Source organism: Paenibacillus tianjinensis (assembly GCF_017086365.1).
In the GTDB taxonomy this organism is placed as follows: Bacteria; Bacillota; Bacilli; order Paenibacillales; family Paenibacillaceae; genus Paenibacillus_AQ; species Paenibacillus_AQ tianjinensis.
Genome location: NZ_CP070969.1, coordinates 5,587,507 through 5,613,747 on the forward strand (window position 1 = coordinate 5,587,507; position 26,241 = coordinate 5,613,747).

39 protein-coding genes, 2 tRNA genes and 2 rRNA genes are annotated in these 26,241 nt (G+C 47.3%); 4 read left to right on the forward strand and 39 right to left on the reverse strand.

What is annotated here, in order from left to right; all coding sequences use genetic code 11:
• Positions 1-11: 11 nt before the first annotated feature.
• From JRJ22_RS25970 to JRJ22_RS25995, 6 genes are all read right to left on the reverse strand, one after another.
• A tRNA-Ala gene (locus JRJ22_RS25970) sits at positions 12-87 on the reverse strand.
• A 29-nt stretch (positions 88-116) separates the two neighbouring features.
• Positions 117-193: transfer RNA gene (locus JRJ22_RS25975), tRNA-Ile, on the reverse strand.
• A 44-nt stretch (positions 194-237) separates the two neighbouring features.
• Positions 238-354 (reverse strand): 5S ribosomal RNA (gene rrf / locus JRJ22_RS25980).
• Between the two features lie 114 nt (positions 355-468).
• Positions 469-2,016: ribosomal RNA gene (locus tag JRJ22_RS25985) — 16S ribosomal RNA — on the reverse strand.
• Positions 2,017-2,382: 366 nt separating this feature from the next.
• Positions 2,383-2,613, reverse strand: a complete 231-nt coding sequence (locus JRJ22_RS25990; RefSeq protein ID WP_054943997.1) for a hypothetical protein — start codon at positions 2,611-2,613, stop codon at positions 2,383-2,385.
• Between the two features lie 247 nt (positions 2,614-2,860).
• Positions 2,861-3,472, reverse strand: coding sequence for a stage II sporulation protein M (locus JRJ22_RS25995; RefSeq protein ID WP_206102145.1), 612 nt, complete (start codon positions 3,470-3,472; stop codon positions 2,861-2,863).
• Positions 3,473-3,590: 118 nt separating this feature from the next.
• On the opposite strand from JRJ22_RS25995, the gene pdaB reads away from it, so the two are divergent.
• Positions 3,591-4,397 carry a polysaccharide deacetylase family sporulation protein PdaB gene (pdaB, locus tag JRJ22_RS26000; protein ID WP_206102146.1) on the forward strand — a complete coding sequence of 269 codons (807 nt, stop codon included), beginning with the start codon at positions 3,591-3,593 and terminating at the stop codon, positions 4,395-4,397.
• A 45-nt stretch (positions 4,398-4,442) separates the two neighbouring features.
• Here pdaB and JRJ22_RS26005 read toward each other — a convergent pair whose 3' ends face one another.
• Complete coding sequence (locus tag JRJ22_RS26005) at positions 4,443-5,264, reverse strand: PPK2 family polyphosphate kinase (protein WP_206102147.1); 822 nt, start codon at positions 5,262-5,264, stop codon at positions 4,443-4,445.
• A 200-nt stretch (positions 5,265-5,464) separates the two neighbouring features.
• Complete coding sequence (locus tag JRJ22_RS26010; RefSeq protein ID WP_206105311.1) at positions 5,465-6,058, reverse strand: KinB-signaling pathway activation protein; 594 nt, start codon at positions 6,056-6,058, stop codon at positions 5,465-5,467.
• 126 nt (positions 6,059-6,184) lie between these two features.
• On the opposite strand from JRJ22_RS26010, the gene gerD reads away from it, so the two are divergent.
• A complete protein-coding gene (gene gerD, locus JRJ22_RS26015; protein WP_206102148.1) occupies positions 6,185-6,874 on the forward strand; it encodes a spore germination lipoprotein GerD in 690 nt (229 codons plus the stop codon).
• A gap of 58 nt (positions 6,875-6,932) precedes the next feature.
• Here the strand turns inward: gerD and JRJ22_RS26020 are convergent, their stop codons facing one another.
• The 5 genes from JRJ22_RS26020 to JRJ22_RS26040 form a co-directional block, all read right to left on the reverse strand.
• On the reverse strand, positions 6,933-8,042 hold the full coding sequence (locus tag JRJ22_RS26020) for an Mrp/NBP35 family ATP-binding protein (RefSeq protein WP_206102149.1): 1,110 nt from the start codon (positions 8,040-8,042) through the stop codon (positions 6,933-6,935).
• 90 nt (positions 8,043-8,132) lie between these two features.
• The gene (gene cwlD, locus JRJ22_RS26025) at positions 8,133-8,879 is read right to left on the reverse strand and encodes an N-acetylmuramoyl-L-alanine amidase CwlD (RefSeq protein ID WP_206102150.1); all 747 of its coding nucleotides are present in this window, start codon (positions 8,877-8,879) and stop codon (positions 8,133-8,135) included.
• An 83-nt stretch (positions 8,880-8,962) separates the two neighbouring features.
• Entirely contained in the window at positions 8,963-10,135 is a 1,173-nt protein-coding gene (sat, locus tag JRJ22_RS26030; RefSeq protein ID WP_206102151.1) for a sulfate adenylyltransferase, read from the reverse strand.
• Between the two features lie 46 nt (positions 10,136-10,181).
• Complete coding sequence (locus tag JRJ22_RS26035; RefSeq protein ID WP_206102152.1) at positions 10,182-10,874, reverse strand: phosphoadenylyl-sulfate reductase; 693 nt, start codon at positions 10,872-10,874, stop codon at positions 10,182-10,184.
• Between the two features lie 150 nt (positions 10,875-11,024).
• Positions 11,025-11,381: a hypothetical protein gene (locus JRJ22_RS26040; RefSeq protein WP_206102153.1), complete on the reverse strand. Its 357-nt coding sequence runs from the start codon at positions 11,379-11,381 to the stop codon at positions 11,025-11,027.
• A 317-nt stretch (positions 11,382-11,698) separates the two neighbouring features.
• Here JRJ22_RS26040 and JRJ22_RS29365 point away from each other — a divergent pair, with 317 nt between their 5' ends.
• Positions 11,699-12,085: a helix-turn-helix domain-containing protein gene (locus JRJ22_RS29365; protein ID WP_232380957.1), complete on the forward strand. Its 387-nt coding sequence runs from the start codon at positions 11,699-11,701 to the stop codon at positions 12,083-12,085.
• A gap of 132 nt (positions 12,086-12,217) precedes the next feature.
• Entirely contained in the window at positions 12,218-13,066 is an 849-nt protein-coding gene (locus tag JRJ22_RS26050; protein ID WP_206102154.1) for an ImmA/IrrE family metallo-endopeptidase, read from the forward strand.
• Positions 13,067-13,135: 69 nt separating this feature from the next.
• On the opposite strand, the gene rpsI is transcribed toward JRJ22_RS26050, so the two are convergent.
• The 26 genes from rpsI to rplP form a co-directional block, all read right to left on the reverse strand.
• On the reverse strand, positions 13,136-13,528 hold the full coding sequence (gene rpsI / locus JRJ22_RS26055; RefSeq protein ID WP_206102155.1) for a 30S ribosomal protein S9: 393 nt from the start codon (positions 13,526-13,528) through the stop codon (positions 13,136-13,138).
• Between the two features lie 20 nt (positions 13,529-13,548).
• Positions 13,549-13,986 (reverse strand): 50S ribosomal protein L13, encoded by a 438-nt coding sequence (rplM, locus tag JRJ22_RS26060; protein WP_042140128.1) that lies wholly within the window; start codon positions 13,984-13,986, stop codon positions 13,549-13,551.
• 235 nt (positions 13,987-14,221) lie between these two features.
• Positions 14,222-15,001, reverse strand: coding sequence for a tRNA pseudouridine(38-40) synthase TruA (gene truA, locus JRJ22_RS26065; protein WP_206102156.1), 780 nt, complete (start codon positions 14,999-15,001; stop codon positions 14,222-14,224).
• Between the two features lie 225 nt (positions 15,002-15,226).
• On the reverse strand, positions 15,227-15,592 hold the full coding sequence (gene rplQ / locus JRJ22_RS26070) for a 50S ribosomal protein L17 (protein ID WP_019908254.1): 366 nt from the start codon (positions 15,590-15,592) through the stop codon (positions 15,227-15,229).
• Between the two features lie 42 nt (positions 15,593-15,634).
• Positions 15,635-16,579, reverse strand: a complete 945-nt coding sequence (locus JRJ22_RS26075; RefSeq protein ID WP_054943983.1) for a DNA-directed RNA polymerase subunit alpha — start codon at positions 16,577-16,579, stop codon at positions 15,635-15,637.
• Positions 16,580-16,710: 131 nt separating this feature from the next.
• Positions 16,711-17,106 (reverse strand): 30S ribosomal protein S11, encoded by a 396-nt coding sequence (gene rpsK, locus JRJ22_RS26080; RefSeq protein WP_020427052.1) that lies wholly within the window; start codon positions 17,104-17,106, stop codon positions 16,711-16,713.
• A gap of 19 nt (positions 17,107-17,125) precedes the next feature.
• Positions 17,126-17,494: a 30S ribosomal protein S13 gene (rpsM, locus tag JRJ22_RS26085; RefSeq protein ID WP_020427053.1), complete on the reverse strand. Its 369-nt coding sequence runs from the start codon at positions 17,492-17,494 to the stop codon at positions 17,126-17,128.
• A 19-nt stretch (positions 17,495-17,513) separates the two neighbouring features.
• A complete protein-coding gene (rpmJ, locus tag JRJ22_RS26090) occupies positions 17,514-17,627 on the reverse strand; it encodes a 50S ribosomal protein L36 (RefSeq protein ID WP_003322638.1) in 114 nt (37 codons plus the stop codon).
• A 53-nt stretch (positions 17,628-17,680) separates the two neighbouring features.
• A complete protein-coding gene (gene infA, locus JRJ22_RS26095) occupies positions 17,681-17,896 on the reverse strand; it encodes a translation initiation factor IF-1 (protein WP_018753971.1) in 216 nt (71 codons plus the stop codon).
• 2 nt (positions 17,897-17,898) lie between these two features.
• Positions 17,899-18,207 (reverse strand): KOW domain-containing RNA-binding protein, encoded by a 309-nt coding sequence (locus JRJ22_RS26100; protein WP_054943982.1) that lies wholly within the window; start codon positions 18,205-18,207, stop codon positions 17,899-17,901.
• Between the two features lie 11 nt (positions 18,208-18,218).
• The gene (gene map / locus JRJ22_RS26105) at positions 18,219-18,971 is read right to left on the reverse strand and encodes a type I methionyl aminopeptidase (protein ID WP_206102157.1); all 753 of its coding nucleotides are present in this window, start codon (positions 18,969-18,971) and stop codon (positions 18,219-18,221) included.
• Between the two features lie 4 nt (positions 18,972-18,975).
• Positions 18,976-19,620 (reverse strand): adenylate kinase, encoded by a 645-nt coding sequence (locus tag JRJ22_RS26110; RefSeq protein ID WP_206102158.1) that lies wholly within the window; start codon positions 19,618-19,620, stop codon positions 18,976-18,978.
• Positions 19,621-19,718: 98 nt separating this feature from the next.
• Positions 19,719-21,017, reverse strand: a complete 1,299-nt coding sequence (gene secY / locus JRJ22_RS26115) for a preprotein translocase subunit SecY (RefSeq protein WP_206102159.1) — start codon at positions 21,015-21,017, stop codon at positions 19,719-19,721.
• Entirely contained in the window at positions 21,017-21,457 is a 441-nt protein-coding gene (rplO, locus tag JRJ22_RS26120) for a 50S ribosomal protein L15 (protein ID WP_020427058.1), read from the reverse strand. Before rplO ends, secY begins: the two co-directional genes overlap by 1 nt.
• Positions 21,458-21,497: 40 nt before the next feature.
• Positions 21,498-21,683, reverse strand: coding sequence for a 50S ribosomal protein L30 (gene rpmD / locus JRJ22_RS26125; protein WP_019908243.1), 186 nt, complete (start codon positions 21,681-21,683; stop codon positions 21,498-21,500).
• A 14-nt stretch (positions 21,684-21,697) separates the two neighbouring features.
• Complete coding sequence (rpsE, locus tag JRJ22_RS26130; protein ID WP_036652980.1) at positions 21,698-22,195, reverse strand: 30S ribosomal protein S5; 498 nt, start codon at positions 22,193-22,195, stop codon at positions 21,698-21,700.
• A 27-nt stretch (positions 22,196-22,222) separates the two neighbouring features.
• On the reverse strand, positions 22,223-22,591 hold the full coding sequence (rplR, locus tag JRJ22_RS26135; RefSeq protein ID WP_206105312.1) for a 50S ribosomal protein L18: 369 nt from the start codon (positions 22,589-22,591) through the stop codon (positions 22,223-22,225).
• 88 nt (positions 22,592-22,679) lie between these two features.
• Complete coding sequence (rplF, locus tag JRJ22_RS26140; protein ID WP_039877389.1) at positions 22,680-23,222, reverse strand: 50S ribosomal protein L6; 543 nt, start codon at positions 23,220-23,222, stop codon at positions 22,680-22,682.
• Positions 23,223-23,252: 30 nt separating this feature from the next.
• The gene (gene rpsH / locus JRJ22_RS26145) at positions 23,253-23,651 is read right to left on the reverse strand and encodes a 30S ribosomal protein S8 (RefSeq protein WP_019908239.1); all 399 of its coding nucleotides are present in this window, start codon (positions 23,649-23,651) and stop codon (positions 23,253-23,255) included.
• 32 nt (positions 23,652-23,683) lie between these two features.
• The gene (locus tag JRJ22_RS26150) at positions 23,684-23,869 is read right to left on the reverse strand and encodes a type Z 30S ribosomal protein S14 (protein WP_206102160.1); all 186 of its coding nucleotides are present in this window, start codon (positions 23,867-23,869) and stop codon (positions 23,684-23,686) included.
• A gap of 45 nt (positions 23,870-23,914) precedes the next feature.
• The gene (gene rplE, locus JRJ22_RS26155; protein ID WP_038597061.1) at positions 23,915-24,457 is read right to left on the reverse strand and encodes a 50S ribosomal protein L5; all 543 of its coding nucleotides are present in this window, start codon (positions 24,455-24,457) and stop codon (positions 23,915-23,917) included.
• Between the two features lie 29 nt (positions 24,458-24,486).
• Positions 24,487-24,840, reverse strand: coding sequence for a 50S ribosomal protein L24 (gene rplX / locus JRJ22_RS26160; RefSeq protein WP_019908235.1), 354 nt, complete (start codon positions 24,838-24,840; stop codon positions 24,487-24,489).
• A gap of 59 nt (positions 24,841-24,899) precedes the next feature.
• Positions 24,900-25,268: a 50S ribosomal protein L14 gene (gene rplN, locus JRJ22_RS26165; protein ID WP_020427062.1), complete on the reverse strand. Its 369-nt coding sequence runs from the start codon at positions 25,266-25,268 to the stop codon at positions 24,900-24,902.
• Between the two features lie 38 nt (positions 25,269-25,306).
• Positions 25,307-25,573, reverse strand: a complete 267-nt coding sequence (gene rpsQ, locus JRJ22_RS26170; RefSeq protein ID WP_054943977.1) for a 30S ribosomal protein S17 — start codon at positions 25,571-25,573, stop codon at positions 25,307-25,309.
• A 44-nt stretch (positions 25,574-25,617) separates the two neighbouring features.
• Positions 25,618-25,815 (reverse strand): 50S ribosomal protein L29, encoded by a 198-nt coding sequence (rpmC, locus tag JRJ22_RS26175; RefSeq protein ID WP_019908232.1) that lies wholly within the window; start codon positions 25,813-25,815, stop codon positions 25,618-25,620.
• Positions 25,805-26,239 (reverse strand): 50S ribosomal protein L16, encoded by a 435-nt coding sequence (rplP, locus tag JRJ22_RS26180; RefSeq protein ID WP_020427064.1) that lies wholly within the window; start codon positions 26,237-26,239, stop codon positions 25,805-25,807. The genes rpmC and rplP overlap by 11 nt, the downstream gene beginning before the upstream one ends.
• Between the last annotated feature and the right edge of the window lie 2 nt (positions 26,240-26,241).

Below are 26,241 nucleotides of genomic sequence, written 5' to 3' on the forward strand. Positions count from 1 at the left end.
AATGAAATTATTGGTGGAGCCAAGCGGGATCGAACCGCTGACCTCCTGCTTGCAAGGCAGGCGCTCTCCCAGCTGAGCTATGGCCCCATAAAAGGTATGAAGTTATAATTGTTATATGGTGGGCCTTGGTGGACTCGAACCACCGACCTCACCCTTATCAGAGGTGCGCTCTAACCAACTGAGCTAAAAGCCCATATAACATATATAACATTTGAACCAACCAATGAATGGTTGTCCGCTTGGCAGCGTCCTACTCTCCCAGGACCCTTCGGTCCAAGTACCATCGGCGCTGGAGGACTTAACGGTCGTGTTCGGGATGGGTACGTGTGGAACCCCTCCGCTATCGCCACCAAACGCATACGAAAGAGACTTGCTCTTTCAAAACTGAACACGAGTGAGTGTTTGAAGCTATTTGGAAGTTATACTTCCGATTTGAATGTCACCGTTGCAGGTGACGATTCTCCATAGAAAGGAGGTGATCCAGCCGCACCTTCCGATACGGCTACCTTGTTACGACTTCACCCCAATCATCTACCCCACCTTCGGCGGCTGGCTCCCTTGCGGGTTACCCCACCGACTTCGGGTGTTGTAAACTCTCGTGGTGTGACGGGCGGTGTGTACAAGACCCGGGAACGTATTCACCGCGGCATGCTGATCCGCGATTACTAGCAATTCCGACTTCATGCAGGCGAGTTGCAGCCTGCAATCCGAACTGAGACCGGCTTTGCTGGGATTGGCTCCACCTCGCGGTTTCGCTTCCCGTTGTACCGGCCATTGTAGTACGTGTGTAGCCCAGGTCATAAGGGGCATGATGATTTGACGTCATCCCCACCTTCCTCCGGTTTGTCACCGGCAGTCACTCTAGAGTGCCCAGCCTTACCTGCTGGCAACTAAAGTCAAGGGTTGCGCTCGTTGCGGGACTTAACCCAACATCTCACGACACGAGCTGACGACAACCATGCACCACCTGTCTCCTCTGTCCCGAAGGCCGCCTCTATCTCTAGAGGATTCAGAGGGATGTCAAGACCTGGTAAGGTTCTTCGCGTTGCTTCGAATTAAACCACATACTCCACTGCTTGTGCGGGTCCCCGTCAATTCCTTTGAGTTTCAGTCTTGCGACCGTACTCCCCAGGCGGAGTGCTTACTGTGTTAACTTCGGCACCAAGGGTATCGAAACCCCTAACACCTAGCACTCATCGTTTACGGCGTGGACTACCAGGGTATCTAATCCTGTTTGCTCCCCACGCTTTCGCGCCTCAGCGTCAGTTACAGCCCAGAAAGTCGCCTTCGCCACTGGTGTTCCTCCACATATCTACGCATTTCACCGCTACACGTGGAATTCCACTTTCCTCTTCTGTACTCAAGCCATCCAGTTTCCAGTGCGACCCCAGGTTGAGCCCAAGGTTTAAACACCAGACTTAAATAGCCGCCTGCGCGCGCTTTACGCCCAATAATTCCGGACAACGCTTGCCCCCTACGTATTACCGCGGCTGCTGGCACGTAGTTAGCCGGGGCTTTCTTCTCAGGTACCGTCACTCCGGTAGCAGTTACTCTACCGGACGTTCTTCCCTGGCAACAGAGCTTTACGATCCGAAAACCTTCATCACTCACGCGGCGTTGCTCCGTCAGGCTTTCGCCCATTGCGGAAGATTCCCTACTGCTGCCTCCCGTAGGAGTCTGGGCCGTGTCTCAGTCCCAGTGTGGCCGTTCACCCTCTCAGGTCGGCTACGCATCGTCGCCTTGGTGAGCCGTTACCTCACCAACTAGCTAATGCGCCGCAGGCCCATCCCTCAGTAGCAGATTGCTCCGCCTTTCATCCTTTCTTCAGGAGAAGAAAGGAATTATCCGGTATTAGCTACCGTTTCCGGTAGTTATCCCAGTCTGAGGGGTAGGTTGCCTACGTGTTACTCACCCGTCCGCCGCTAAGCTTATCCCGAAGGATAAGCTCCGCTCGACTTGCATGTATTAGGCACGCCGCCAGCGTTCGTCCTGAGCCAGGATCAAACTCTCCAAATTGGTATTTAGAAAGAGCGATTGCTCATTTTGAAACATCTGACGAGAATTTGCATTCTCTAATTTTGGATCTCACCGAAGTGATCTCCAGGTACTCACTCGTTGTTCAGTTTTCAAAGATCAATATCTCTCTTTTTAACACTTCGCCGCGTCTCAGCAGCGACCTTTATAATATATCACAGTGTTTATCATTTTGGCAAGTGTTTTTTTGAAAAAAGTTATTTTTCATTTTTCCTTGCCGTGCAGCTACTATTCAAACATCGAAAAGGAGCGCGAGATATAATGTATCACGGACGCTCCCTTTTAGTCAACCTATTTGATTAAATTAAATGGCCAAGCACACAAACTTGTAAGCAGCAGCTCATTATTTCAATGTTTGAACTGGGATGTACGGCCGCCCCAGGCATACTTCGACAACTCTTTCTGCGGAGCAAAACGCGCGTACATGCGGAATACGGTTTTATATCGGTTAGCAATAGCATGCCTGATATTCTGGTCCAAACGCTGATCACTTAAGTCAAGGAGCATCTCGTCAAGCTCTTTTCTTAAAACATAGTCCAGCTCCTTGCACTCCTTTTCATTGAACAACATTCCCAACATATGCTTGGCCTCCTTCGTGGTATTTTAAGATCAAAACCTAAAATGCTGCTGTTTGTGTGATAGAAGTTAGTCCATCTGGTGGGAATAGCTGTGAATATACCCGATACACTAAATTAACCGGAGTATAAGAACTATAACCATAATCTCCAAAATTCCCTTATGGCCTCGCCTCTTATGCCTGCGCGTCGTGTTGACAGGATCCCCCAAATTCGAATGGCTTTAATGTTATGCTCATTTCCCTGAATTTTTATGATAAAAGAGACAATGTAATTGTACTTTCAATAATTGCAGCAATGAACAGAAGAATTACAATCCACACCGAAGCTGTAAATGTCTGCTGCATAAACCCGGACCAGTTCCCGTTTCCCTGTTCTTTTCCGCGGGATGGGCTGAATAAGCTGAGTATCACTTTACCGCCAAAATGAAGACCAAAAGCACAAGCGATGATTATTGCCGGTATCTCGATAATTCCGTGTGGAAGCAGTCCTTTTACGATCAGTTGAAATAGATCCTGTCCCTGCATAGCTGACAAATGAATCAAGTAGCCGATAACACCTCCGTTAATCAGTAAGAATACAGCCGGTATGACTCCGAACAGTGCACCCAGAAAGATAACCACAACACTTTTGATGCTGTTGTTCGCAAATATAAATATGAAAAAGCTCCACTGCGGGTGCTCTGAATCTCTGAGATTCCCGCTGATCTCACTTAATCCCTCTAACTGCTGGGCGAGCAGTTTCTGCAGACTTCCGGTACCTATCCAGCCGAGCACTCCTCCTGCCAGGAATAGAATCAGCGCAACCAGCAAGGTTTTGCGGATTGTGCCTACATCTTTGACAAATGTTGAAAATGAAAACATAGGTTCCTCCTATAAGTTATTAATCCGATTTGTGAGACAGATGAGGTCATAAGCGGTAGGTACGAGCATACATTTAGAACAAACAAGCCATTTCGCATGGGAGAGGAGCGCTGCAAGTATGAATTCTTTTTATGTATTCAGCGGCAAAAAGATAAAACGGTTCATTTATATCTTTGCCGCTGCGCTTCTTGCCGCTGGTGTTGTGTATGTCGAGAGGGGCAATATTACTGTTTTTTCGGATTCGCCGGCCCCGTCTGCGATTTACAGTGTACCAACGGAGAAGAAGCTGATCGCCTTAACTTTTGACATTAGCTGGGGTGAAAAGAGGCCTGAACCGATTCTAAAGGTGCTGGAGGACAAAAAAGTGGATAAGGCCACCTTCTTCCTCTCCTCGCCCTGGAGCAAAACGCACCCGGAAATTGTTACAAGTATCAAAGAGGCAGGATTTGAAATCGGCAGCCACGGTCATAAGCATGTTAACTACAGTACTTTGAGCAACGAGGAGATCCGTACTCAAATCTCAACAGCACATACCGTCTTAACCGAATTAACGGGTAAAGAACCAAATTTGATCCGCATGCCGAATGGTGATTTTGATAAAAGAGTGCTTCAGGTGGCCAGCGATCTGGGCTACAAGGTCATTCAATGGGATACCGACTCCCTGGACTGGAAAAACATCGGTGTAGATAATATCGTAAAGCGCGTAACCAGCAAAGCCCATCCTGGAGATATTGTTCTGCTCCATGCCAGCGATTCCTGTAAACAGACACATGAGGCACTTCCGCTTATTATCGACAATCTCCGCAGTCAAGGCTATGAATTCGTCACGGTCTCTGAATTGATCAGCCAAAGCAGTGCCGACGGTACAGAAGTCCGGGATTCCGCTTCACTGAATAAAGGGCTGGAAGACGCCGCAGAACTATAATTCCGTAAACCGTACAGTACCGCAAGTTTTCTGGCAGAACCTTTATCAGTGGCGCGGGGATATGAGCTCCGAAATCTCTGGTGTGGGGGTATCCAGCTTCGGATAACTCAGGTCAAGGCTTTCCAGTGTCTTCACCACGATAGCCAAGGCCAGATAATTGCGGTACCAACGGTGATTGGCCGGGATCCAATACCATGGGGCTTCTTCCGTACCTGTCTCATGAAAAACATCTTCATAAGCCTTTTGATAATCATTCCAGTACTGCCGCTCCTGCAGATCACTGACATCGAATTTCCAATGTTTGGTCGGATCCTGAAGCCGCTCCTGAATTTTCTCAAGCTGCTTCTCCTTAGAGATATGCAAAAAGAGCTTGATAATCGTCGTCTCCTCTTCCACCAGCATTTCTTCGAACTGGCGGATGTAGCGGAACCGCCGCTTCATATCATCCTTTTTCAGACTTCCGTGTACACGGGGCACCAGCACATCCTCATAGTGGGAGCGGTTGAAGGCAGCGATGTAGCCTTTCGGCGGAGTCTTCATATGCACTCTCCACAGGAAATCGTGAGCCTCCTCCTCCAGTGAGGGCTTTTTGAAGCTCGTAACGATAAAGCCCTGCGGATTAATACCTGAGAAAATATGCTTTACTGTTCCGTCTTTCCCGCTTGAATCCATCCCTTGAAGAATCACGAGCAGGGAGTGCTTCTTCTGCGCGAACAGAATATCCTGCAGCTCGGCAAGGCGCTTCTTGAGCTTCTCCATTTTTGCCTCAGCTTCCTCTTTGGAATTAAATTCGCCGCTTTCATCCGGATCGAGCTTGCTCAGGATTTTATCACTTGTGTCTTTTATCATATAGCGCTTAATGTTCATATATGCCCCTCCTCAAAGTTTTGCCGGCCGCATTCCTGACAAGACCAGCTGTGAAATCTCAGGTGCATGTTATGTAAGCTGTTCCTTAAGATTAACCTTCTTGTTTTCATTTTAATCGCTGCTGGAATGAACAAGAAAAACTTATATTTGAACAAAAACCCCGGCTCCTTGGAGTATCGGGGTTTTTCGCTGAATTTTGATTATAACGGCTGCTTCGGCTTAAGAATGCGGTGCAATCTTAAAATCTGGAATGCATTGCAGGCAATCAGCGGAACGACAATAAAAACAGTCGCACTGTCAACGCCTATCTGAAGTACACCCACCGTCTCTACAATGGTGATGGCTGTCATAAAGAAAAAAGTCGGAACTGCTGCAGTTGCGTTCGTGCTCCGTACTTTGAAGTAGGACACTATAAGGGCTGTGAGCAGAATCCCAATTCCCAGGATAAGATCAGATACACCATTCCTGTCTCCCCCAACAAAGGTACGCAGAAAGACCAGTTCAAGCAATGCCAGAACAGCCAATACTAATTGTATGTACTGCCAAGCTTTGCGGGGAAATACGCCGATGCCCATGTAGTTGAGAATCAGATAGGCGAAAAACCCCAGCTGCGCGTAAACGCTAACAAGCATCCCGTAACCAAGAAGAATTAGCGGGTAAATGAGCAGATCTGCAGTGCTTTTAAATTCAATTCCGCCATTTGCAGCCTGTAGCAGCAATCCGGCCAGAACAGCCGTGGCAGCACCAATTAAAAGTGTGGTCCAGAACAAATGATACCATTTTCTTATACTCAGCCACTCCACCCCCCTGTGTGATTTATTTTACCAAGGTTGCCGTCAAAAAACCATTGCGCTGTAACATAACCTGAGTGACCGTGCGGCATACTACAATCAGGATTCCTATAAAGGAGGGCAGCGCCAATGAAGTGGAGGAGTTTGTTGTCAGGGAGCTTGGCATTAAGCTTGGTTTTCGCCTTAACAGCCTGCGGAGGGGAACAGAGCAGTTCTTCCAGCCAGATGGGATATAAGGAAATGAAGACGATGGTTGTCGATATATTAAAAAGCGATGAAGGAAAAAAGGCGGTTGAAGAAGCGCTGAGCTCAAGCTCCGGCTCCGGCTCCGAAGGAGGCAGCGGCAGCGGAATGAGCATGAAAATGATGCCGCTCCAAACCACGGAACAGATTCGGATAGCGGTCAAAGATACCATCACTGCACCGGAATATCAAAAAGAAATCGAAAAAATCATGACCGATCCGACTTTCGCCGGAGAATTCGCCAAAGCCATCAATAGCCAGAGTAAAGAGCTTCATCTTCAGCTGATCAAGGATCCCACTTATCAAAAATCCATTGAAGAAATCATGAAATCACCTGAAATGATGAAAATGTTTCTAGACCTTACTAAGACCTCAGACTACCGTAAGCAATCCATGACCATTATGCAGGAAGCCATGCAAAACCCATTATTTCGCATGGAAGTGCTGGGCCTGCTAAAAACAGTTGTACAGGATGAGCTACAGCCTAAGGTGCAGAAAAAAGGCGGAGGAAAAGAGGGTGAGTCAGGCGGAGGCGGCGGTGAGCAGGAAGGCGGAGGCGGCGATTCCGGGTCTTAAGCAAAAGAGGCATACCCCAACATAAGGGGATGCCTCTTTTTTATGCGTTTTGCTTTGCTTATTGTTCATATTTGGCAATTAGCTTATCGGCGACCTCGGCAAACAGCTGTGCAGTCGGTGTTTCTGCTTTGTATACAGACGGCGAAAAGTCAGGCTCAGAGATATGATTGTCCGGTGCGCCAAGCGGTACCTGGGCAAGCAGCTCCGTATGCAGCGTCTCCGCCAGCCTTGCTCCGCCCCCGCGGCCAAAGATATAATCCTTTTTGCCACAGGATGAGCATTCATAATAAGCCATATTCTCGATAACACCAAGAACCTCATGGTCGGTCTGCAGCGCCATAGAGCCTGCTCTCGCGGCCACAAAGGCCGCTGTAGCATGCGGGGTGGTTACAATAATCTCTTTGCTGTGCGGAAGCATCTGGTGTACATCCAGCGCTACATCGCCCGTTCCAGGAGGAAGGTCCAGCAGCATGTAATCAAGCTTACCCCAGCCCACATCGCTAAAGAACTGGCGGAGCATTTTACCGAGCATCGGCCCTCTCCAGATTACCGGACTATTCTCACGGATGAAAAAGCCCATGGACATGACTTTGACTCCGAAACGTTCTACAGGAATTATTGTACCTTCTTCAACTATCGGCCCTTCCTCGATTCCCATCATATCAGGAATACTAAAGCCATAGATATCGGCATCGATCAGCCCAACCTTCTTGCCTTTACGGGCCAGTGCCACCGCGAGGTTAACCGTCACGGTTGATTTCCCTACACCGCCTTTACCGCTGGCTACAGCAATGAAGTTCACCCCGGACTTCTCATTGATCAAATCATGGTCCTCAAGGCCTGCTGCATGCCCTTTCAGCCCTTCCCCCTGTTCAGTGTCAGGCTCGTCCTCAGTGCTCTCTCCACGCAAGATAGAACGCTCATAGGCGGTCGCATTGCGCAGCCGGATATGGACATTTGAGACCCCGCTTGCTGTAAGCAGGTCACGTACCCTCTGCTCCAGCTCCATCCGGCTTTTCTCATCTTCTTCAAGACATATGACAGATAACGATATTCTATCCTCTTTGACCATAATGTCGCGGATCAACTGCAAATCAATAAGGCTTTTACCGGATTCCGGGTCTGTGAGCGGCTGCAAAAGTTCCTGAATTTGTTCCTTGGTCAGCATGGATAGCACCTCTGTTTCGTTCCGGACGGGTAAGGCTCCGGTTTTTTTGTCTATTATAGCATTACCCTTCTACAGATGAGTAGTCCCCGCTCAGGGCTTCTCCGATAAGTACCGCAAAATCCCCCGGTAAATGCCAGTTGCCACTTTCCGCTGATACACATCATCACCAAGCAGGATTGACTCCTGGGGATGCGACAGGAAGCCCACCTCAACCAGGGCAGCCGGCATTTTCAGCATTTTGAGAAGATACAAGGTATTCACAGTTTTCGCTACACGGTCCGTATTCTCAAGAGTGGTCCGCAGCTCATCCTGGACGAATCCGGCCAATGCTTTGTTGCCTTCGTTGTTGGGAAAGTAAAAGGTCTGTGCTCCGCTCCACCGGTTCGAAGGCACACTGTTCATATGCACACTGATAAAAAGGTCTGCCCCTTCCTCTTCAATACTTCTGACCCGCTGTTTCAGGTCCTCTGTCTTGCGTTTGGAATACCCTTTAGTTCCCTCCTGGGCAAGGTCATAATCCCCCTCCCGTGTCATGACCACAATCGCTCCCGCCTGCTGCAAATAGTCACGCAAATAAAGGGAAACCGAGAGATTGATATCCTTCTCGATCAATCCCTCCCGGCTGACCGCCCCCCCATCAGGGCCTCCATGTCCGGCATCAATGGCAATAATTTTACCGGACAACGGCAGGCTCCAATAATTCAGCGTCTTGGCTGTAGGCATATCATAAGCTATGATACCGATCATCACAGCCAGAAGCAGGGCTCCCAGAATACTTTTTTTAACGCTGCTCCAAGCGATCCAGACCGAGACCTTATCTTCCTTTCGGCCAGACATAACAAAGACCCCCTCGTCCCGATAGATTCTACTCATCTATATGGGACAAGGGGGCCAATTAGTACTGGCTCTGAAATTATTGGTTATTGGGAAGTAACTTCCTGGGACATGCCTTCAATCAGAATCTCCGCAACCTCAGGGCGGGTGAATTCAGGAGGCGGGCACTTACCGTCACGCAGCAGCGCACGTACCTTTGTACCCGACAGAGTTAAATGCTGATCGGCTGGATGCGGGCATGTCTTACTGGACGCCATATTTCCGCATTTGATGCAGAAGAAGCTGTGCTCGAAAAATAATGGGGTAATCCCCAGTTCCTCAGCAGTGAAGTTGCTAAAAATCTCCTGAGCTTCATACGTACCGTAGTAGTCACCTACACCGGCATGGTCACGGCCGACTATAAAGTGGGTGCAACCATAATTCTTACGCACCATTGCATGAAAAATCGCTTCTCTTGGTCCAGCATAACGCATTGCTGCCGGGAAGACACCCAGGAAGGTACGGTCTCCTGGATAATAGTTCTTCAGGAGTGCCAAATAGCTCTTCATCCGCACATTGGCCGGAACATCATCAGATTTGGTCTCACCGACCAAAGGGTTCAAGAACAGCGCGTCTACAACCTCCATAGCACACTTCTGAATGTACTCATGGGCACGATGGACAGGGTTGCGTGTCTGGAAGCCTACAACGGTTCTCCAGCCCTTATCAGCGAAGATCTTACGCGTCTCTGCAGGATCGAAATAGAACTCTCCGAACTTCGCCGGCTGCGGACGGTTAAGGACTGTAATCGGGCCTCCGACATAAGTCGTTGGGCGAGCCAGAAGCTTGCTGACACCCGGGTGTGCAGGATCTGTGGTTTTGAACACATTTTGAGCCTCGACCTGCTGATCCACACTGTAGATGCTCTCGATATCCAGCAAACCGTAGATGATGCCGTCTTCTTCACCAACCAGCGAGACAGTGTCGCCAACAGCAAGACCGGAAGCCACTTTGTCTTCAACAGCCAACGTAACCGGAATACTCCATACTGTACCATCGGAAAGGCGCATATTAGTAACTACCGAATGATAGTCTCCTTCATTCAGGAAGCCGGTGAGCGGAGAAAATGCCCCTACACCAATGAGATCCAGGTCGGATATTGTCCAAGTATTAATTGCAATTGATTTGTTGCCAGAAGCTTGCTGCAGCAACTGTTCCCGCTGCGCTCCCTCCACAATACGCTGAATCAGTGTTCCTCCGTGTGGAAGTATTGACGTCATCTAATTTCTCTCCTCCTGTGTCTATACACTTTATATGAGTAGCTGCTTACTTATGAAGGCCGCATTCCGTTTTTTCTGAATTGGCCCATCTGCCGGCACGCGGATCTTCACCAGGCATTACAGCACGGGTGCATTGTTCACAGCCGATGCTCGGGAAGTTACGGTCATGCAGCGGGTTATACACTACATTGTTCTCACGAATATAGTTCCACACATCCTCAGACGTCCAGTTCGCAATCGGGTTAAATTTCACTAGGCCGAATTTATAGTCGTACTCTACCTTTTTGGCATTGGCACGGGTTGGTGCCTGATCCCGGCGGATGCCGGTAATCCATGCTTCATACTGGGAAAGAATACGGGTGAGCGGCTCTACCTTACGGATTGCGCAGCATTGGTTCGGATCCACATTCCAAAGTGCCTCTCCATATTGCAGCGCTTGTTCCTCAACAGAGATCTGCGGCGAGACACGGACAAATTCCATTCCGTATTTATCAGCCATAATATCTCTTGTCTCGTAAGTTTCTTTGAAGTGATAATCTGTATCCAGGTAAAACACATCCGTGGACGGACTAATTTTCTGAAGCATATCAACAAGCACTACATCTTCGGCACCGAAGCTGCAGGCAAAGGTTATATTAGGGAAGGTCTCTACTGCCCAGCGGATAATATCTTCCGGTGAAGCATTCTCCAATTCCTCAGCCTTAACTTTGATCAAATCTTCTTTCTCAAGCAGATTCATAATTCTATTCCTCCATCCTGGTATTAAAAACATCCAATCCCGTCAATTCCAACTATTCTTATATGGAATAGTATAAGGCATCTAGGGCCGAAGTCAATGGTTTTTTCCATTTTGGTTGAAAGTTTGATGCACACACTTTTTAACGCTATCTTATCCCCCGCCTATAAAAATGTATCCGATAATCACAAAGATCGTTCCACCGAGTACATATTTCAAGAGATCCATCCAAAACTTGCGCTCTGCCTGATTTTCTTTTCCCGATTGCTGCAGGAGCATAAAAATTCTGTTCTCGATCTGATTAAATTTTCCCGTAATAATGTTAAACTGTCGTTTCATTTCGCTGATCGATTCAGTAATCCGCTTTATGTGGTCTTCTTGGCGGTTAACATTCTCTTCTAACAGCTTAAATTTGGTGTCCGAGCTCATATTCTCTGCAGACAGCTTGGTAAACGCTTCCGTCAATTTTTGCAGCTGGTCTTCCATCGTTTGCGATTTTTGTATAGGCATGATCTCATCGTTCCCTTCTATGTTTAGTCGTGTCGCTCATGTCGTACGAAATCAAGAACAATTCGAGAGGAATATTCATGAAAATTCAGAGGCTGTCCAATTTTTAAATATTCAACCCCCTTTCCTAGAATGATCCATTGAATCCGTAGTACTCAATTGCGTATTTTTTATCCATAATATACTCAGTTGCGTACTTTGTCAAATGTAAAACGTTATAAAAATACGATATTGAACATTTACAATCTTTTTTAGTGTTATTATAATGGAGAGGTAATGCGAAATAACGTATATTTGCTATGCTCAGAGGAGGGCTATATGTGCGGAGGGCTGAAGTCTTAAAAAAGCTGATTGAGGAAACCGGCCTGAACACAAAGGCATTTGCAGAAAAAGCAGGAATTCCCTATACTACTCTCAGATCGATGTTAATGCGCGGTGTGGGTGGAGCATCAGTGGATAATGTAACTAAGGTTTGCCGGGCGTTAGGGATAACCACAGAAGAAATGGATCGCTTGGCATTCAGACCTGAGGAGGCTACTTCCCTTCAGCAGGATTTTGCCGAATTCGAGGCCTTTATCAACAATCCAGAGCACAGTTTGTTCTTTAAAGATTACCTTGGTGCTCCAGAAGAACGGAAGCGGGAAATGCTCACCTTTTGGAACTTTATTAAAGATGCTGAGAAGAAAAAAACAGAGGACAAGCAATAAAATACTGATGATTCGCATTATCGTGGTTTCAGCTAACGAGCTGATTTCACGCACCTATATATACGAACAAACATTCCCGTTAGGAGGTTCCTAATGATTAACCATTACAAGAAAACACAGCTTGAACAGTTTGTGGAACAGCTTTACATAGAGCATCACATTGCACTTCCCGAACAAATTACAATCCAGGTGCTTGCTCAGGCCCTTAATATTCATGTTCAATATTCCCCCATCAGCAGCCGCGCCTATGAGTCTGATTCAGGTATGCGCTGCATTCTGCTCGACAGCCGTCTTCCTCCAATGAAGCAGCGGCTTGATTTTTTACATGAGCTTTGCCATGTCCTCAGACATGCAGGCAATCAGCTCATTATGCCGGACTTTTTCATTAAAGCCCAGGAGATCGATGCCGAAAAATTTGTCCTTTATGCCTCTATGCCTTACTTTATGATTAATTTTCAGCAGCTGCCGGAGGATTACAATCAGACAATCCAGCAGTTATCCGGCACCTTCGGTGTTCCGAGAGAGTTGGCAAAGACTCGATTTGACCAAATTTTACGACGCGAATATGAGGGCGAGCTAACGAGTGGGTTATTCAATCACATATCCTATTTTGCGGGCAATCAGCAACAAAATGAGTTTTCCGATAAGACAAAAATATTCGCCTATTATGACCCTCACAGCACCTTTGAAGGTCCTGACCAGTTAATTGTAAGTCTGGATTATGAAACTTTGACTACACAATATGAACTGCCTATCCCCAGAGATGAACGTTTCCAGGAGATTGAATGGGAGGCATTGAAAGATCTTGCTGTTGAACCCACTATTAGCGGGGATATCATTTGTTTCGACGGGCAATTAACTTTGCAAATTCACCGGCTGGTCTTCAGATATGGATTTTCCAAGAGTACCTTTGTAGTGCATATGCGGGACGTTGAACAGATTATTGAAACAGACCAGAGATTAACACAGAGGTTTAATTAAGATGAGGCGATGAAATAATATAAGCCCCTGACCCAAAGGGCCAGAGGCTTGATTTCCTTGTAAGGAATATTAACGTTTCGAGAACTGTGGAGCACGACGAGCAGCTTTGAGGCCGTATTTCTTACGTTCCTTCATACGTGGGTCACGAGTCAGGAAGCCGGCTTTTTTCAGAGCGCCGCGATATTCAGGGTCAACTTTCAGCAGAGCACGGGCGATACCGTGACGGATTGCGCCAGCTTGACCGGAGATACCACCACCATGTGCAAGAACGATTACATCGTAGTTGCCCAGTGTTTCAGTCAGGTTCAAAGGTTGTTTTACGATCATCTTCAATGTTTCTACACCGAAGTATTCATCCATCTCACGTTTGTTAATGACAATGCGTCCTTCACCCGGTACAAGGCGAACACGTGCTACCGAATGTTTACGACGACCTGTCCCATAGTATTGTACTTGTGCCATGAAACTGTCCTCCTCTATTCTTATCCGCGAAGTTCGTAAACTTCAGGTTTTTGTGCTGCATGTGGATGCTCAGCGCCTGCATAAACTTTCAATCTCAACTTCATGTGATCCCCTTGACGAGTCTTAGGAATCATACCGTGAACCGCGAATTCAATCATGCGCTCAGGCTTAGTTTTGATCAGGTCTTCTGCAACAGTGACTTTCAAGCCACCTGGGTGCATCGAGTGACGGTAGTATTTCTTGTTTTGCATTTTCTTGCCTGTCAGGTGAATCTTCTCAGCGTTGATAACAATTACGAAATCCCCTGTATCAACGTGTGGGGTGAATTGCGGTTTGTGTTTGCCACGGATCAAAGCAGCGGCTTCGCTTGCCAAACGACCAAGTGTTTTGCCTTCGGCATCAATGATGTGCCAATTGCGTTCAACTTCGTTCGGCTTCGCCATATAGGTGGTACGCATGAATGTTTCCTCCTTGTTCTCGTACGAAAATCATCTGTTTCGTATATCTAATTTCTCATTGGAATTACGATTATGTGAGTTAAGAAAAGCTTGTTTGTTGGCATTTTCCTGATCGGGGCTGTGGGATAGCCATCAAGAAAACACAACTTTTATATTACAGCATAAACATGACAAGTGCAAGTGATTTTTAAATAGAAAGTCTATATTTTTCATGAAATACATAGTTTCCAGATCATCACAAACTGTCCTGGTCATATTCCACACTCCACAGCGCGAGTCCATTAGCTACAGCCGTTGGTCCAGCAGCTGCACGGTCGCATGCTGCCAGAATCTCCGCAACTTTATCCGCTTGAACCTTGTGCTCACCCACCTGAATCAGCGTTCCCATAATGATGCGAACCATATGCTGCAAAAATCCGCTGCCGGTAATATAAGTATGAATAACCCCCTGGTCAGACGAACCCGGACGGCACATACTACGGTCAATCTCCATAGAAGCTTCAAAAATCGTCCGCACATGGGAGGTCTTCGTAGACTTCCGCGAGGCAAAAGAAGTAAAGTCATGGGTGCCCAGAAGATGTGCAAGTCCCTGCTGCATGGCCGGGATATCGAGCTTCACCGGGTGATGGTACTGCAGTCGCCGCTGAAACGGATCCGGGAACCGGTTGCCGTTAATCGTGTATCGGTAGGTTTTGCGCTTAGCCCCTCTACGGGAGTGGAACGAGAGCGGAACCTCTTTAGCCTCAGTAACCACGATATCCTGCGGTAATCTGGCGTTAAGCGCCAGACACCAGCGTTCCAACGGAATCTGCGAGGAAGTAATGAAGTTAAACGGCTGGCCATAAGCATGAACACCTGCATCTGTCCGCCCAGAGGCTGTTATTTTCAGCGTCTCGCCGGTCAAATGAAGAATTGCCTGTTCCAGCCGATCCTGAATCGTATTGCCCTGAGGCTGGGTCTGAAAGCCATCATAATGGGTTCCGTCATAATTGACTTTCATCAATAGATTGCGCATTCCGTTCTTCCTTTCACCCTGTTGCTCAGTTGCACTAACCATCCATCTTCTTCAAAAAAAAAGAGCCCCGGCGGGAGCTCCTTCTACTCTTTACAAGGTGATTCCCGCGGTTATTGGTACAGCAGGGCCTAAACGCCCCTGCGGCACAATAACAATAATACTTACTGCTCAATCTCCGGAGATCATGAACTTAAAGAGTCAAATCGGAAATCATGACTTGTATACTTACGCGCGGTCTACCAGTTCAAGATAAACCATAGGCGCAGCATCGCCACGGCGAGGTCCCAGCTTCAGGATACGAGTGTATCCGCCTGGACGCTCTGTGTAACGAGGAGCAATATCAGAGAACAATTTTTGGATTGCATCTTGCTCACCGTCTACAGTCTCACGACGAACAAAAGCAGCTACTTGACGGCGAGCATGAAGATCGCCCTTTTTCGCTTTAGTGATCAGTTTCTCAGCGATGGAACGAACTTCCTTCGCTTTGGCTTCCGTTGTCTGGATGCGTTCGTATAGGAACAGATCCGTTACCATGTCGCGGAACAACGCTTTACGCGCACTGGAATCACGGCCCAATTTTTGGTATGCCATTTGTTTTCCCTCCTTCACTCAAGTACTCAAGTAATCTGATAACTATTCTTCTGTACGAAGACCCAAACCAAGTTCCTCGAGCTTTTCTTGAACTTCTTCCAAAGATTTGCGGCCCAGGTTACGAACCTTCATCATATCTTCTTCAGTTTTCGTAGTCAGCTCTTGTACGGTATTGATACCAGCACGTTTGAGGCAGTTGTAGGAACGGACAGAAAGATCAAGTTCTTCGATTGTCATCTCAAGTACTTTTTCTTTTTTGTCTTCTTCTTTTTCGACCATAATTTCGGCGTCTTTCGCTTCATCCGTAAGTCCTACGAACAAAACGAGGTGCTCGTTCAAAATTTTGGCTCCGAGGCTTACAGCCTCTTCCGGTCTGATACTTCCATCTGTCCAAACTTCCAGCGTCAACTTGTCATAGTTCGTCACTTGACCGACACGAGTATTATCGATGCCGTAGTTTACACGGGAGATAGGAGTGTAGATAGAGTCAACTGGAATAACACCGATTGGCTGATCGTCGCGTTTGTTCCGGTCTGCTTGGACATAGCCGCGACCACGGCCTGCAAAAATACGCATGTGAAGTCTCGCGCCAGGTCCCAGCGTTGCAATATGAAGATCCGGATTGAGGATTTCAACATCGCTGTCCGCACGGATATCACCTGCGGTAACGATGCCTTCACCCTCAGCATCAATCTCGAACACTTTCTCTTCATCTGAATGGATCTTCAGGGAAAGAGCCTTAAGGTTCAGAATGATTTCCGTCACATCTTCCATTACGCCAGGAACGGTCGAGAACTCATGCAGAACGCCGTCAATTTGGACCGAAGTCACTGCGGCTCCCGGAAGGGAGGAAAGCAGGATCCGGCGAAGCGAGTTCCCCAGAGTCGTGCCATATCCACGTTCCAGCGGTTCAACTACGAATTTCCCATAGGTTCCTTCATCATTGGCTTCTACGGTCTCAATCTTCGGCTTTTCGATTTCTATCACGAGTGTACCCCTCCTTCAAACGTCGCTCCTATATGAAACTGTCACCCCATCAGGTGCATCATGTAGTATGCCTAAACACCTATTATTAGCAGATGCGTCAGAATTATACCACAATCACAATTCTGATTTCACTATACGCGGCGACGTTTCGGCGGACGGCATCCATTGTGAGGAACCGGAGTTACGTCTTTAATGAGGTTTACTTCAAGGCCTGCGGCCTGAAGGGAACGGATGGCTGCTTCGCGGCCCGCGCCCGGTCCTTTAACCATAACTTCAACGGACTTCATGCCGTGTTCCATAGCTGCTTTAGCAGCTGTTTCGGCTGCCATTTGCGCTGCAAATGGAGTCGATTTACGGGAACCTTTGAATCCTTGACCACCGGAGCTCGCCCAGGAAATTGCATTTCCGTGAGGATCCGTGATCGTAACGATAGTGTTGTTGAACGTGGAACGGATGTGTGCCACGCCAGACTCGATATTTTTCCGGTCGCGACGTTTAGTACGTACGACTTTTTTCGGTTTAGCCATTGTCTCTTATCACCTCTTCTTATTTCTTTTTGTTTGCTACCGTACGACGCGGGCCTTTACGGGTACGGGCATTTGTTTTAGTACGTTGACCGCGAACAGGCAATCCACGACGGTGGCGAACACCGCGGTAACAGCCGATCTCAGTAAGACGCTTAATATTCAAGGAAATTTCACGACGCAGGTCACCTTCAACCTTGACCGATTTGTCGATCATTTCACGCAGTTTGCTGACTTCATCTTCCGTCAAATCACGGACACGTGTGTTAACGTCAATGCCTGTTTCATTAAGAATTTTCTGGGAAGTCGTTTTACCGATTCCGAAAATATAAGTCAAGGCGATCTCAACGCGTTTGTCACGTGGCAAATCCACTCCAGCTATACGAGCCATTTTACGCTACACCCCCTTCTTAACCTTGTTTTTGTTTGTGTTTCGGATTTTCGCAAATTACCATAACAGTCCCTTTGCGGCGGATGACTTTGCATTTTTCGCAAATGGGCTTCACAGAAGGTCTTACCTTCATGTTAATTACCTCCTCAAAGTTTTGCGAAGCAAAACTTTCGTTGTAGTTCCCATCTATTTACGGTAAGTTATACGGCCCTTAGATAAATCGTAAGGCGATAACTGCACGACCACTTTGTCTCCGGTTAGGATACGGATAAAGTGCATCCGCAATTTCCCGGACACATGGGCAAGTATTTGATGACCGTTCTCAAGCTCAACCTTAAACGTTGCATTAGGCAACGGCTCAATGACCGTTCCTTCCACTTCAATGACATCTTCCTTAGCCACAGTTAGTCTCCTTTCTCATCAGCACTTATTCCAGCGGGACTTCCATATTTCATCACTGCGAAACGCAGCTTTCCATTGGTTACCCGGCCGGTTTCTTCCAAACTATTTACAACCTCACTGCTTATGAAAGGTATGAGCTCCAAATGTCCGATATTCTTCTTTTTCGGCCCATCAAACTTTCGTTTGTCTCCATCAGCAATATATACAAATCTGCTATCAACAACTGCGATAACAACGGCAGCCTCTCCGGCATCTTTGCCTTTGAGAATTCTCACGATTTGACCAACCTGCGGGCTGCTCCCAGTATTCACGTGAAGATCACCTACGCATTCAGTTTTGTGAAAATTTCCATGCCGTCCGGTGTAACTGCTACTGTATGCTCAAAATGAGCACAGAGTGATCCGTCTACCGTAACGACCGTCCAGTTATCTTCCAGAGTTCTGACATATCTGTCCCCTGCGTTCACCATCGGCTCAATCGCGAGTACCATACCCGGTTTCAGACGTGGTCCGCGGTCCGCTATGCCATAGTTCGGAATTTGCGGTTCTTCATGCAGTTCTGCCCCGATGCCATGGCCTACATACTCGCGTACGACGGAGAATCCGGCGTCCTCGATGTATGTTTGGATCGCATGGGAGATTGTAAACAAGCGCACATCCGGTTTGACTAACGCCAGTCCTGCGTACAAGGAGCCTTCCGTGACATCCAGCAAACGCTGAGCATCTTCGGAAATGCTGCCCACTCCGTAGGTCCAAGCGGAATCACCGTGATACCCGCGGTACTCTGCACCAATATCCAGCGTAACAATGTCGCCTTCAATCAGTTTGCGTTTCCCCGGAAATCCATGCACCAATTGTTCGTTGACTGAAGCGCAAATGCTGGCAGGAAAACCGTTGTAACCTTTGAAAGACGGCACAGCACCTTGACTGCGAATGTATTGATCGGCGATTCTGTCGAGCTCACCGGTTGTGATCCCCGGCTCGATGGCCTGGGCAATCAGACGGTGACTTTCGGCAACAATTCGACCAGCTTCCCTCATGAAGGCAAGTTCCTGTTCGGATTTACAAATGATCATTACATTAACCCCGCAGCAAAGATACGATTTCGGAAGTAACGACGTCGATTTCGTTCTCTCCGTTTACCTGACGCAAAAGACCTTTATTCTCATAAAATGCAAGCAATGGCGCTGTCTTATTATCATACTCATCCAGACGTTTGCCTACACTCTCTTCGTTGTCATCCGGACGTTGATACAGTTCGCCGCCATCAATGTCGCAAATGCCTTCTTGCTTCGGCGGGTTGAAAATTAAATGGTAGGATGCACCGCAAACTTTGCAGATCCGGCGACCGGTAAGGCGCGCCATCAGCAGTCCACGGTCCACATTCAAGTTGATCACATGATCAAGGGAACTGCCAGCCCGGCTTAAAAGCTCTTCCAGCGCTTCCGCTTGCGAAAGGGTTCTTGGAAAACCATCCAATAAGAAACCTTTTTCGCAATCGGACTGCTGGAGCCGTTCTTCTACGATTCCAATGGTCACATCATCAGGTACAAGCAAACCTTGATCTATATAAGATTTGGCTTTCAGCCCAACCGGAGTCCCCTGCTTGATTGCCAAGCGGAAGGCATCACCTGTTGAGATATGCGGAATGCCAAGTTCTTTTACGATTACAGCCGCTTGCGTTCCCTTGCCTGCCCCAGGAGGGCCCATGAATAAAATGTTCACGATTTCTCTTCTCCCCCCAAAAGTTCGCCACCAAGCAAGAAACAGCACAATAGGTGCCGGGAAGTAAGCAGACCTTAAGCTTCGCCGGAACCTATCGCCTATTTATTGATGAAGCCTTTGTAATGGCGTTTGATCAATTGGCTCTCGATCTGCTTCATCGTATCCAGGGCTACACCGATGACGATCAGCAGTGAAGTACCGCCAATCTTCACGGAACGGGGTAGTCCGGACAAGTTCCCAAAGAATACCGGCAGTACAGAGATCAGAGCCAGGAAAATCGCGCCGGACATAGTCAGACGGGACATTACCCGAGTCAGATACTTCTCTGTAGCTTTACCTGGACGAATACCTGGGATGTAGCCGCCGTTCTTCTTCATATTGTCAGCCATTTGCTGCGGATTCATCTGAACGAACGTATAGAAGAACGTAAATCCGATGATCATCACTACGTAAAGTAGCATGCCGAGCGGCTTATCATAGTAAAGATTAGCAGTGACCCATTTAGCCCATTCATGACTGGCCCAGAAGCTGGAAATTACAATTGGAAATTGAAGCAGTGATACGGCGAAGATAACCGGAATTACACCTGCCGCATTGATTTTAAGCGGAATGTGCGTATTCTGTCCACCGTACATTTTGTTACCGACTACGCGTTTGGCATATTGTACAGGAATTTTACGGATACCTTGTTGTACAAAGATAACCCCTGTAATAATCGCCACAATCACAATCAGTACAATAACGACTTTAAGAATATTCAGGAACACCTGATCCGGCTGAATAAAGCTTGACTGCGCCGTAGTCGTGATATATCCCGGTATGGCGGCGACGATTCCCGCAAAAATCAGGATCGAAATCCCGTTTCCTATTCCCTTTTCAGTGATCTGCTCACCGAGCCACATCAAGAACGATGTACCTGCAGTCAGTATGATCGCAATAAGCAGGTAATCCGCAAAGGTAGCATTTGGAATCATCTCAGTGCCATAAATTCGGTTAAACCCGATTGACGTGGCAAACGCTTGAATCAGACCGAGTACAACCGTACCGTACCGGGTGATTTGCGCCAGTTGCTTTTTCCCGTGTTCCCCTTGTTTAGCCCATTCGGCAAACTTAGGGATAACATCCATCGAGAGCAATTGCACTATGATGGAAGCTGTAATGTACGGGTAAATACTAATCGCAAAAATCGAGAAGTTTTTGAGCGCTCCGCCCGAGAAGGTGTTCAAAAGACCCATCAAAGCGTCGCCGCTTTGATTTGTTGATTCCAGTACTTCTTTGTTCACACCGGGAACCGGTACAAACGAACCGATGCGGTAAATGATCAGAACGAACAGGGTAAACAGGATCTTTTTGCGCAAATCTTCAACATGCCATATATTCTTAAGCGTCTTGAACATTAGATCACCTCGGTTTTACCGCCGGCAGCCTCGATTTTCTCTACCGCAGATTGAGAGAACTTATTTGCTTGTACAGTCAATTTAACGGCTAGTTCGCCATTACCGAGGATCTTGATGCCGCTCTTGGAATTCTTGACAACACCAGTTTCAATCAGCAACTGTGGAGTCACTTCAGTTCCTTCAGCAAAGCTGTTCAGATCTTCCAGGTTCACAATCGCATACTCTTTACGGGTAGGATTGATGAAACCACGTTTAGGCAGACGACGATAGAGTGGGTTTTGTCCACCCTCGAAGCCCGGACGAACACCACCACCGGAACGGGAGTTCTGACCTTTGTGACCGCGTCCGGAAGTTTTACCGTTCCCGCTACTTGGACCACGACCAACGCGGTTGCGTTCTTTACGGGATCCAGGAGCTGGAGCAAGTTCATGTAACTTCATCGTTTGCACCTCCTTATGTTTGTTAATTTATGCAAGGCGTTTAACCTTCGATTTCAGTAACGGAAAGCAAGTGGCTCACTTTGTTGATCATTCCGCGAATTGCAGGAGTGTCATTGTGAACCACGGACGAGTTGGTTTTACGCAGGCCGAGCGTCTTAACAGTAACACGTTGTGTTTCTGGACGTCCGATTACGCTGCGTACGAGGGTAATTTGCAATTTAGCCATTGACGTTCCCCTCCTTAACCGCGCAATTCTTCGACAGATTTGCCGCGAAGCTTCGCGACCTCTTCAATGCGCTTCAGACGGGAAAGACCCTCCAAAGTTGCATTGACCATGTTCATGGAATTCGAAGAACCCAAAGATTTTGTCAAAATGTCGCCAACGCCTGCCAATTCCAATACCGCACGAACTGGTCCGCCAGCGATAACGCCAGTACCTTCGGATGCTGGTTTCAGCAGAACGCGTCCTGCGCCGAAATGTCCAGTAACCAAGTGGGGAATCGAAGTTCCTACGATCGGAATGTGAATCAGGTTTTTCTTGGCGTCTTCAATGCCTTTACGGATGGCATCCGGAACTTCGCCGGCTTTACCGATACCTGCACCGACGTAGCCGTTGCCATCGCCCACAACAACAAGTGCGCTAAAGCTGAAACGGCGTCCGCCTTTTACAACTTTTGCTACACGGTTAATGTGTACAACTCTTTCTGTCAGCTCTAAACTGTTCGGATCTACACGCAAGTCGTTAACCTCCTTTTAAGAAATATTCTAGAATTCAAGACCAGCTTCGCGAGCTGCTTCAGCCAAAGCTTGAATCCGTCCATGGTATAAGTATCCACCGCGGTCAAATACAACCACTGCATAACCTTTAGCTTTAGCGCGCTCAGCGATCAATTGACCCACTTTGCTTGCAGCTTCAACGCTGCCGCCATTGCCGATTGTAGCGCTCAATTCTTTATCAAGTGTCGAGGCGGATACGATAGTAACGCCTGTCACGTCATCGATCAGTTGAGCGTAGATGTGCTTCGAAGAACGGAACACGTTCAAACGTGGACGCTCAGTAGTTCCTTGGATCTTCTTACGAACCCGCAGGTGTCTTTTGAGACGAGCCTTGTTTTTGTCCTCTTTTGTAATCATGACTTCCATTTCACTCCCTTCAGTTTGCTGCATAGCAGCTTCACTTTACGATGCACGGGGTATCTTACTATGAAGAAGAGTAAGCCGATTATTTCTTCTTACCGGCTTTACCTTCCTTACGGATGATACGCTCGCCTTCATACTTGATACCTTTACCTTTATACGGTTCTGGTTCACGTACGGAACGGATTTTGGCAGCATAAGCGCCAACACGTTCTTTATCGATACCTCTAACGATGATTTTCGTGTTCGCAGGAACCTCGAACTCGATGCCCGCTTCCGGTGTGATTTCAACCGGGTGGGAGTAACCAACGTTCAGAACGATTTTATCTCCGGATTTGCTTGCACGATATCCGACCCCAACCAGCTCCAGAGATTTCGAGAAACCTTCAGTCACACCGCTTACCATGTTGCTGACAACGGAGCGGGTTGTGCCGTGAAGTGAACGATGCAATTTGTTGTCCGACGGGCGAACAACGGTGATTTCGTTATTTTCAACTGTAACCTTCATGTCTTTATGAAGCTCACGAGTCAAAGTGCCTTTAGGACCTTTTACTGTAATAACGGCGTTGTCTAAAGTGACATCTACACCGCTAGGTACTGCGATTGGTTTGCGACCAATACGAGACATGTGTTGCACCTCCTTATCTTGTGACGTTTATTACCAAATGTAGCAGACAACTTCTCCGCCCGATTTTGATTGACGAGCTTCTTTGTCGGTCATAACTCCCTTAGATGTGGAGATAATCGCGATTCCAAGGCCGCCGAGTACACGAGGAACTTCATTGCTCTTCGTGTAAACGCGAAGGCCTGGTTTACTGATTCTTTTCAGACCAGAGATAACGCGCTCTTGGTTAGGGCCGTATTTCAAGAAGATACGGATAATCCCTTGTTTGCTATCTTCAACGAATTCAGCATCACGAATGAAGCCTTCACGCTTCAGAATGTCCGCGATTTGTTTTTTCATAGTAGAAGCAGGCATTTCTACTGTCTCGTGACGCACAGTGTTGGCGTTACGAATACGAGTAAGCATATCTGCAATAGGATCAGACATAGTCATGTGTGTAAACCTCCTTCCCGTTTATAAACTTCTTACCAACTTGCTTTTTTCACGCCAGGGATCTGGCCTTTATAAGCTAACTCACGGAAACAAATTCTGCAAATTTTGTACTTTTGCAGTACCGAATGTGGACGACCGCAACGCTCGCAACGTGTATATGCACGTACTTTGAACTTAGGTTCGCGTTGTTGTTTAACTTTCATCGAAGTTTTTGCCACTTTAGCCTGACACCTCCTAAACAGTTTCGGAGAAATGGATGATTCTTACTTAGCGAAAGGCATTCCCAGCTGATTCAGCAGCTCGCGGGATTCCTCGTCCGTCTTTGCAGTCGTTACGATAACGATGTCCATACCGCGGACCTTATCCACTTTGTCATACTCGATTTCAGGGAAGATCAGTTGTTCTTTAAGACCAAGTGTGTAGTTACCACGGCCGTCGAAGGCTTTTGTGGAAACACCACGGAAGTCACGTACGCGTGGAAGCGTTACGTTGAACAATTTGTCCAGGAAGTAATACATACGCTCGCCGCGCAGTGTTACTTTAACCCCAATCGGCATGTTTTCGCGCAGTTTGAAACCGGCGATGGATTTTTTGGCTTTAGTGATTACTGGCTTTTGACCAGCGATCAGTTGCAAGTCGTTAACTGCAGCGTCAAGCACTTTGGAGTTTTGAACAGCGTCACCCACACCCATGTTGATGACAACTTTCTCGATCTTAGGCACTTGCATAACAGTTGTATAGTTGAACTTCTGCATCAGAGCAGGTGTAATTTCATTCAAATAACGTTCTTTCATTCTTGCTGCCATGAAGATTTACCTCCTTTCTTTAGGACTAATTAGTCGATAATCTCTCCGGATCTCTTAGCTACCCGAACCTTTTTACCGTTATCGAGCACTTTGTAACCGATACGAGTAACTTTACCGCTCTTCGGATCAATGTGCATTACATTGGACACATGGATCGAAGCTTCCTGCTCGATGATTCCGCCTTGCGGATTCAACTGGTTCGGCTTCTGGTGTTTCTTCACCATGTTCACGCCTTCTACCAGGACACGGTTTTCACGAGGATAAGCAGCGATGACACGGCCTTTTTTACCTTTGTCTTTCCCGCTGATCACAAGTACCACATCATCTTTTTTAACGTGCAGTTTATTGTTATGGGATTCCAGAACTTTTTTCACTCTAGGCATTTATTACACCTCCTATGACTAACCTTCTCAGAACTTCACGTTACTTCATAAGTAACTTATTAGATTACTTCCGGTGCCAAGGAAACGATCTTCATGTAGTCTTTATCGCGAAGTTCGCGAGCAACTGGTCCGAAGATACGTGTTCCGCGTGGGCTTCTGTCGTCTTTAACAACAACAGCTGCATTTTCGTCGAAAGAGATGTAAGAACCGTCTTTACGGCGAACAGAACGTTTAGTACGAACAACCACCGCTTTAACAACATCACCCTTTTTGACAACGCCGCCTGGTGTTGCTTGTTTAACGGAACAAACGATCAGATCACCGATTGCTGCTGTACGGCGTCCAGTACCACCCAGTACGCGGATACACATCAGTTCCTTCGCACCAGAGTTGTCAGCCACATGCAAACGTGTAAATGGTTGAATCATTATTAATTTCCTCCTTCCGGAAAAACTTCCTGATTATCTTAGATGATAACCGCTGCTTCTACCACTTCAACAAGTCTCCAGCGTTTGTCCTTGGACAACGGACGAGTTTCCATGATTTTAACAACATCACCGATTTTCGCAACGTTTTCCTCATCATGTGCCTTGAATTTCTTCGTGGACTTGATGCGTTTGTGATACAAGTTGTGCTTTTTATAGGTTTCAACAGCAATTACGATGGTTTTATCCATTTTATCGCTGACTACTTTACCGATCAGCACTTTACGTGCATTACGTTCTTCGCTCATAGTTAGCCTCCTTCCTGATTACGGATCTAGTGATCCGCCGTCACTTAACTAATCCCAAGTACTCTTTGATGGATAACGGTTTTAGCACGAGCTATTTCCTTACGCACATCACGAATCCGAGTCGGGTTATCCAGTTGGCCAGTAGCCAATTGGAAACGGAGATTGAAGAGTTCTTCTTTGAATCCAGCGATCTTCTGTTCAATCTCGGCAGTGGTTAAGTTGCGAAGTTCATTAGCTTTCATTTGCTTCACCACCCAATTCTTCACGTTTCACAAACTTAGTCTTTACAGGCAGCTTGTGAGCGGCAAGACGCATCGCTTCACGAGCGATTTCTTCCGACACGCCTCCGAGTTCGAACATAATCTTGCCCGGTTTAACTACGGCTACCCATTTCTCAACGTTACCTTTACCACTACCCATACGAACCTCAAGAGGCTTTTGAGTAATAGGCTTATCTGGGAAAATCTTGATCCAAACCTGACCACCACGTTTGATGTAACGTGTCATTGCAATACGGGCAGCTTCGATCTGACGGTTAGTGATCCAAGATGGTTCCAATGCCTGCAGGCCGAATTCGCCGAAGTTCAGCTCAGTACCGCCTTTTGCCATACCCTTCATGTGACCGCGTTGTTGCTTGCGGTGTTTAACGCGTTTTGGTACCAACATGA

Excerpts from the sequence above, each read along its gene's own strand:
- rpsH (WP_019908239.1), bottom strand. The coding sequence starts at position 23,651 with ATGACTATGTCTGATCCTATTGCAGATATGCTTACTCGTATTCGTAAC.
- rplF (WP_039877389.1), bottom strand. The coding sequence starts at position 23,222 with ATGTCTCGTATTGGTCGCAAACCAATCGCAGTACCTAGCGGTGTAGAT.
- rplO (WP_020427058.1), bottom strand. The coding sequence starts at position 21,457 with ATGAAGTTACATGAACTTGCTCCAGCTCCTGGATCCCGTAAAGAACGC.
- pdaB (WP_206102146.1), top strand. The coding sequence starts at position 3,591 with ATGAATTCTTTTTATGTATTCAGCGGCAAAAAGATAAAACGGTTCATT.
- rplQ (WP_019908254.1), bottom strand. The coding sequence starts at position 15,592 with ATGGCATACCAAAAATTGGGCCGTGATTCCAGTGCGCGTAAAGCGTTG.
- JRJ22_RS26040 (WP_206102153.1), bottom strand. The coding sequence starts at position 11,381 with ATGCCTATACAAAAATCGCAAACGATGGAAGACCAGCTGCAAAAATTG.
- gerD (WP_206102148.1), top strand. The coding sequence starts at position 6,185 with ATGAAGTGGAGGAGTTTGTTGTCAGGGAGCTTGGCATTAAGCTTGGTT.
- rplM (WP_042140128.1), bottom strand. The coding sequence starts at position 13,986 with ATGCGTACCACCTATATGGCGAAGCCGAACGAAGTTGAACGCAATTGG.
- rpmC (WP_019908232.1), bottom strand. The coding sequence starts at position 25,815 with ATGAAAGCTAATGAACTTCGCAACTTAACCACTGCCGAGATTGAACAG.
- JRJ22_RS26020 (WP_206102149.1), bottom strand. The coding sequence starts at position 8,042 with ATGCTGACCAAGGAACAAATTCAGGAACTTTTGCAGCCGCTCACAGAC.
- JRJ22_RS25995 (WP_206102145.1), bottom strand. The coding sequence starts at position 3,472 with ATGTTTTCATTTTCAACATTTGTCAAAGATGTAGGCACAATCCGCAAA.
- JRJ22_RS25990 (WP_054943997.1), bottom strand. The coding sequence starts at position 2,613 with ATGTTGGGAATGTTGTTCAATGAAAAGGAGTGCAAGGAGCTGGACTAT.
- JRJ22_RS26035 (WP_206102152.1), bottom strand. The coding sequence starts at position 10,874 with ATGAATCTGCTTGAGAAAGAAGATTTGATCAAAGTTAAGGCTGAGGAA.
- rpsM (WP_020427053.1), bottom strand. The coding sequence starts at position 17,494 with ATGGCTCGTATAGCTGGAGTGGATTTGCCACGTGACAAACGCGTTGAG.
- rplX (WP_019908235.1), bottom strand. The coding sequence starts at position 24,840 with ATGCCTAGAGTGAAAAAAGTTCTGGAATCCCATAACAATAAACTGCAC.
- secY (WP_206102159.1), bottom strand. The coding sequence starts at position 21,017 with ATGTTCAAGACGCTTAAGAATATATGGCATGTTGAAGATTTGCGCAAA.
- JRJ22_RS26005 (WP_206102147.1), bottom strand. The coding sequence starts at position 5,264 with ATGAACATTAAGCGCTATATGATAAAAGACACAAGTGATAAAATCCTG.
- cwlD (WP_206102150.1), bottom strand. The coding sequence starts at position 8,879 with ATGTCTGGCCGAAAGGAAGATAAGGTCTCGGTCTGGATCGCTTGGAGC.
- rplR (WP_206105312.1), bottom strand. The coding sequence starts at position 22,591 with ATGATTACAAAAGAGGACAAAAACAAGGCTCGTCTCAAAAGACACCTG.
- rpmJ (WP_003322638.1), bottom strand. The coding sequence starts at position 17,627 with ATGAAGGTAAGACCTTCTGTGAAGCCCATTTGCGAAAAATGCAAAGTC.
- rpsK (WP_020427052.1), bottom strand. The coding sequence starts at position 17,106 with ATGGCTAAACCGAAAAAAGTCGTACGTACTAAACGTCGCGACCGGAAA.
- rplE (WP_038597061.1), bottom strand. The coding sequence starts at position 24,457 with ATGGCAGCAAGAATGAAAGAACGTTATTTGAATGAAATTACACCTGCT.
- rpsQ (WP_054943977.1), bottom strand. The coding sequence starts at position 25,573 with ATGAGCGAAGAACGTAATGCACGTAAAGTGCTGATCGGTAAAGTAGTC.
- rplN (WP_020427062.1), bottom strand. The coding sequence starts at position 25,268 with ATGATTCAACCATTTACACGTTTGCATGTGGCTGACAACTCTGGTGCG.
- sat (WP_206102151.1), bottom strand. The coding sequence starts at position 10,135 with ATGACGTCAATACTTCCACACGGAGGAACACTGATTCAGCGTATTGTG.
- rpmD (WP_019908243.1), bottom strand. The coding sequence starts at position 21,683 with ATGGCTAAATTGCAAATTACCCTCGTACGCAGCGTAATCGGACGTCCA.
- rplP (WP_020427064.1), bottom strand. The coding sequence starts at position 26,239 with ATGTTGGTACCAAAACGCGTTAAACACCGCAAGCAACAACGCGGTCAC.
- truA (WP_206102156.1), bottom strand. The coding sequence starts at position 15,001 with ATGCGCAATCTATTGATGAAAGTCAATTATGACGGAACCCATTATGAT.
- rpsI (WP_206102155.1), bottom strand. The coding sequence starts at position 13,528 with ATGGCACAAGTACAATACTATGGGACAGGTCGTCGTAAACATTCGGTA.
- map (WP_206102157.1), bottom strand. The coding sequence starts at position 18,971 with ATGATCATTTGTAAATCCGAACAGGAACTTGCCTTCATGAGGGAAGCT.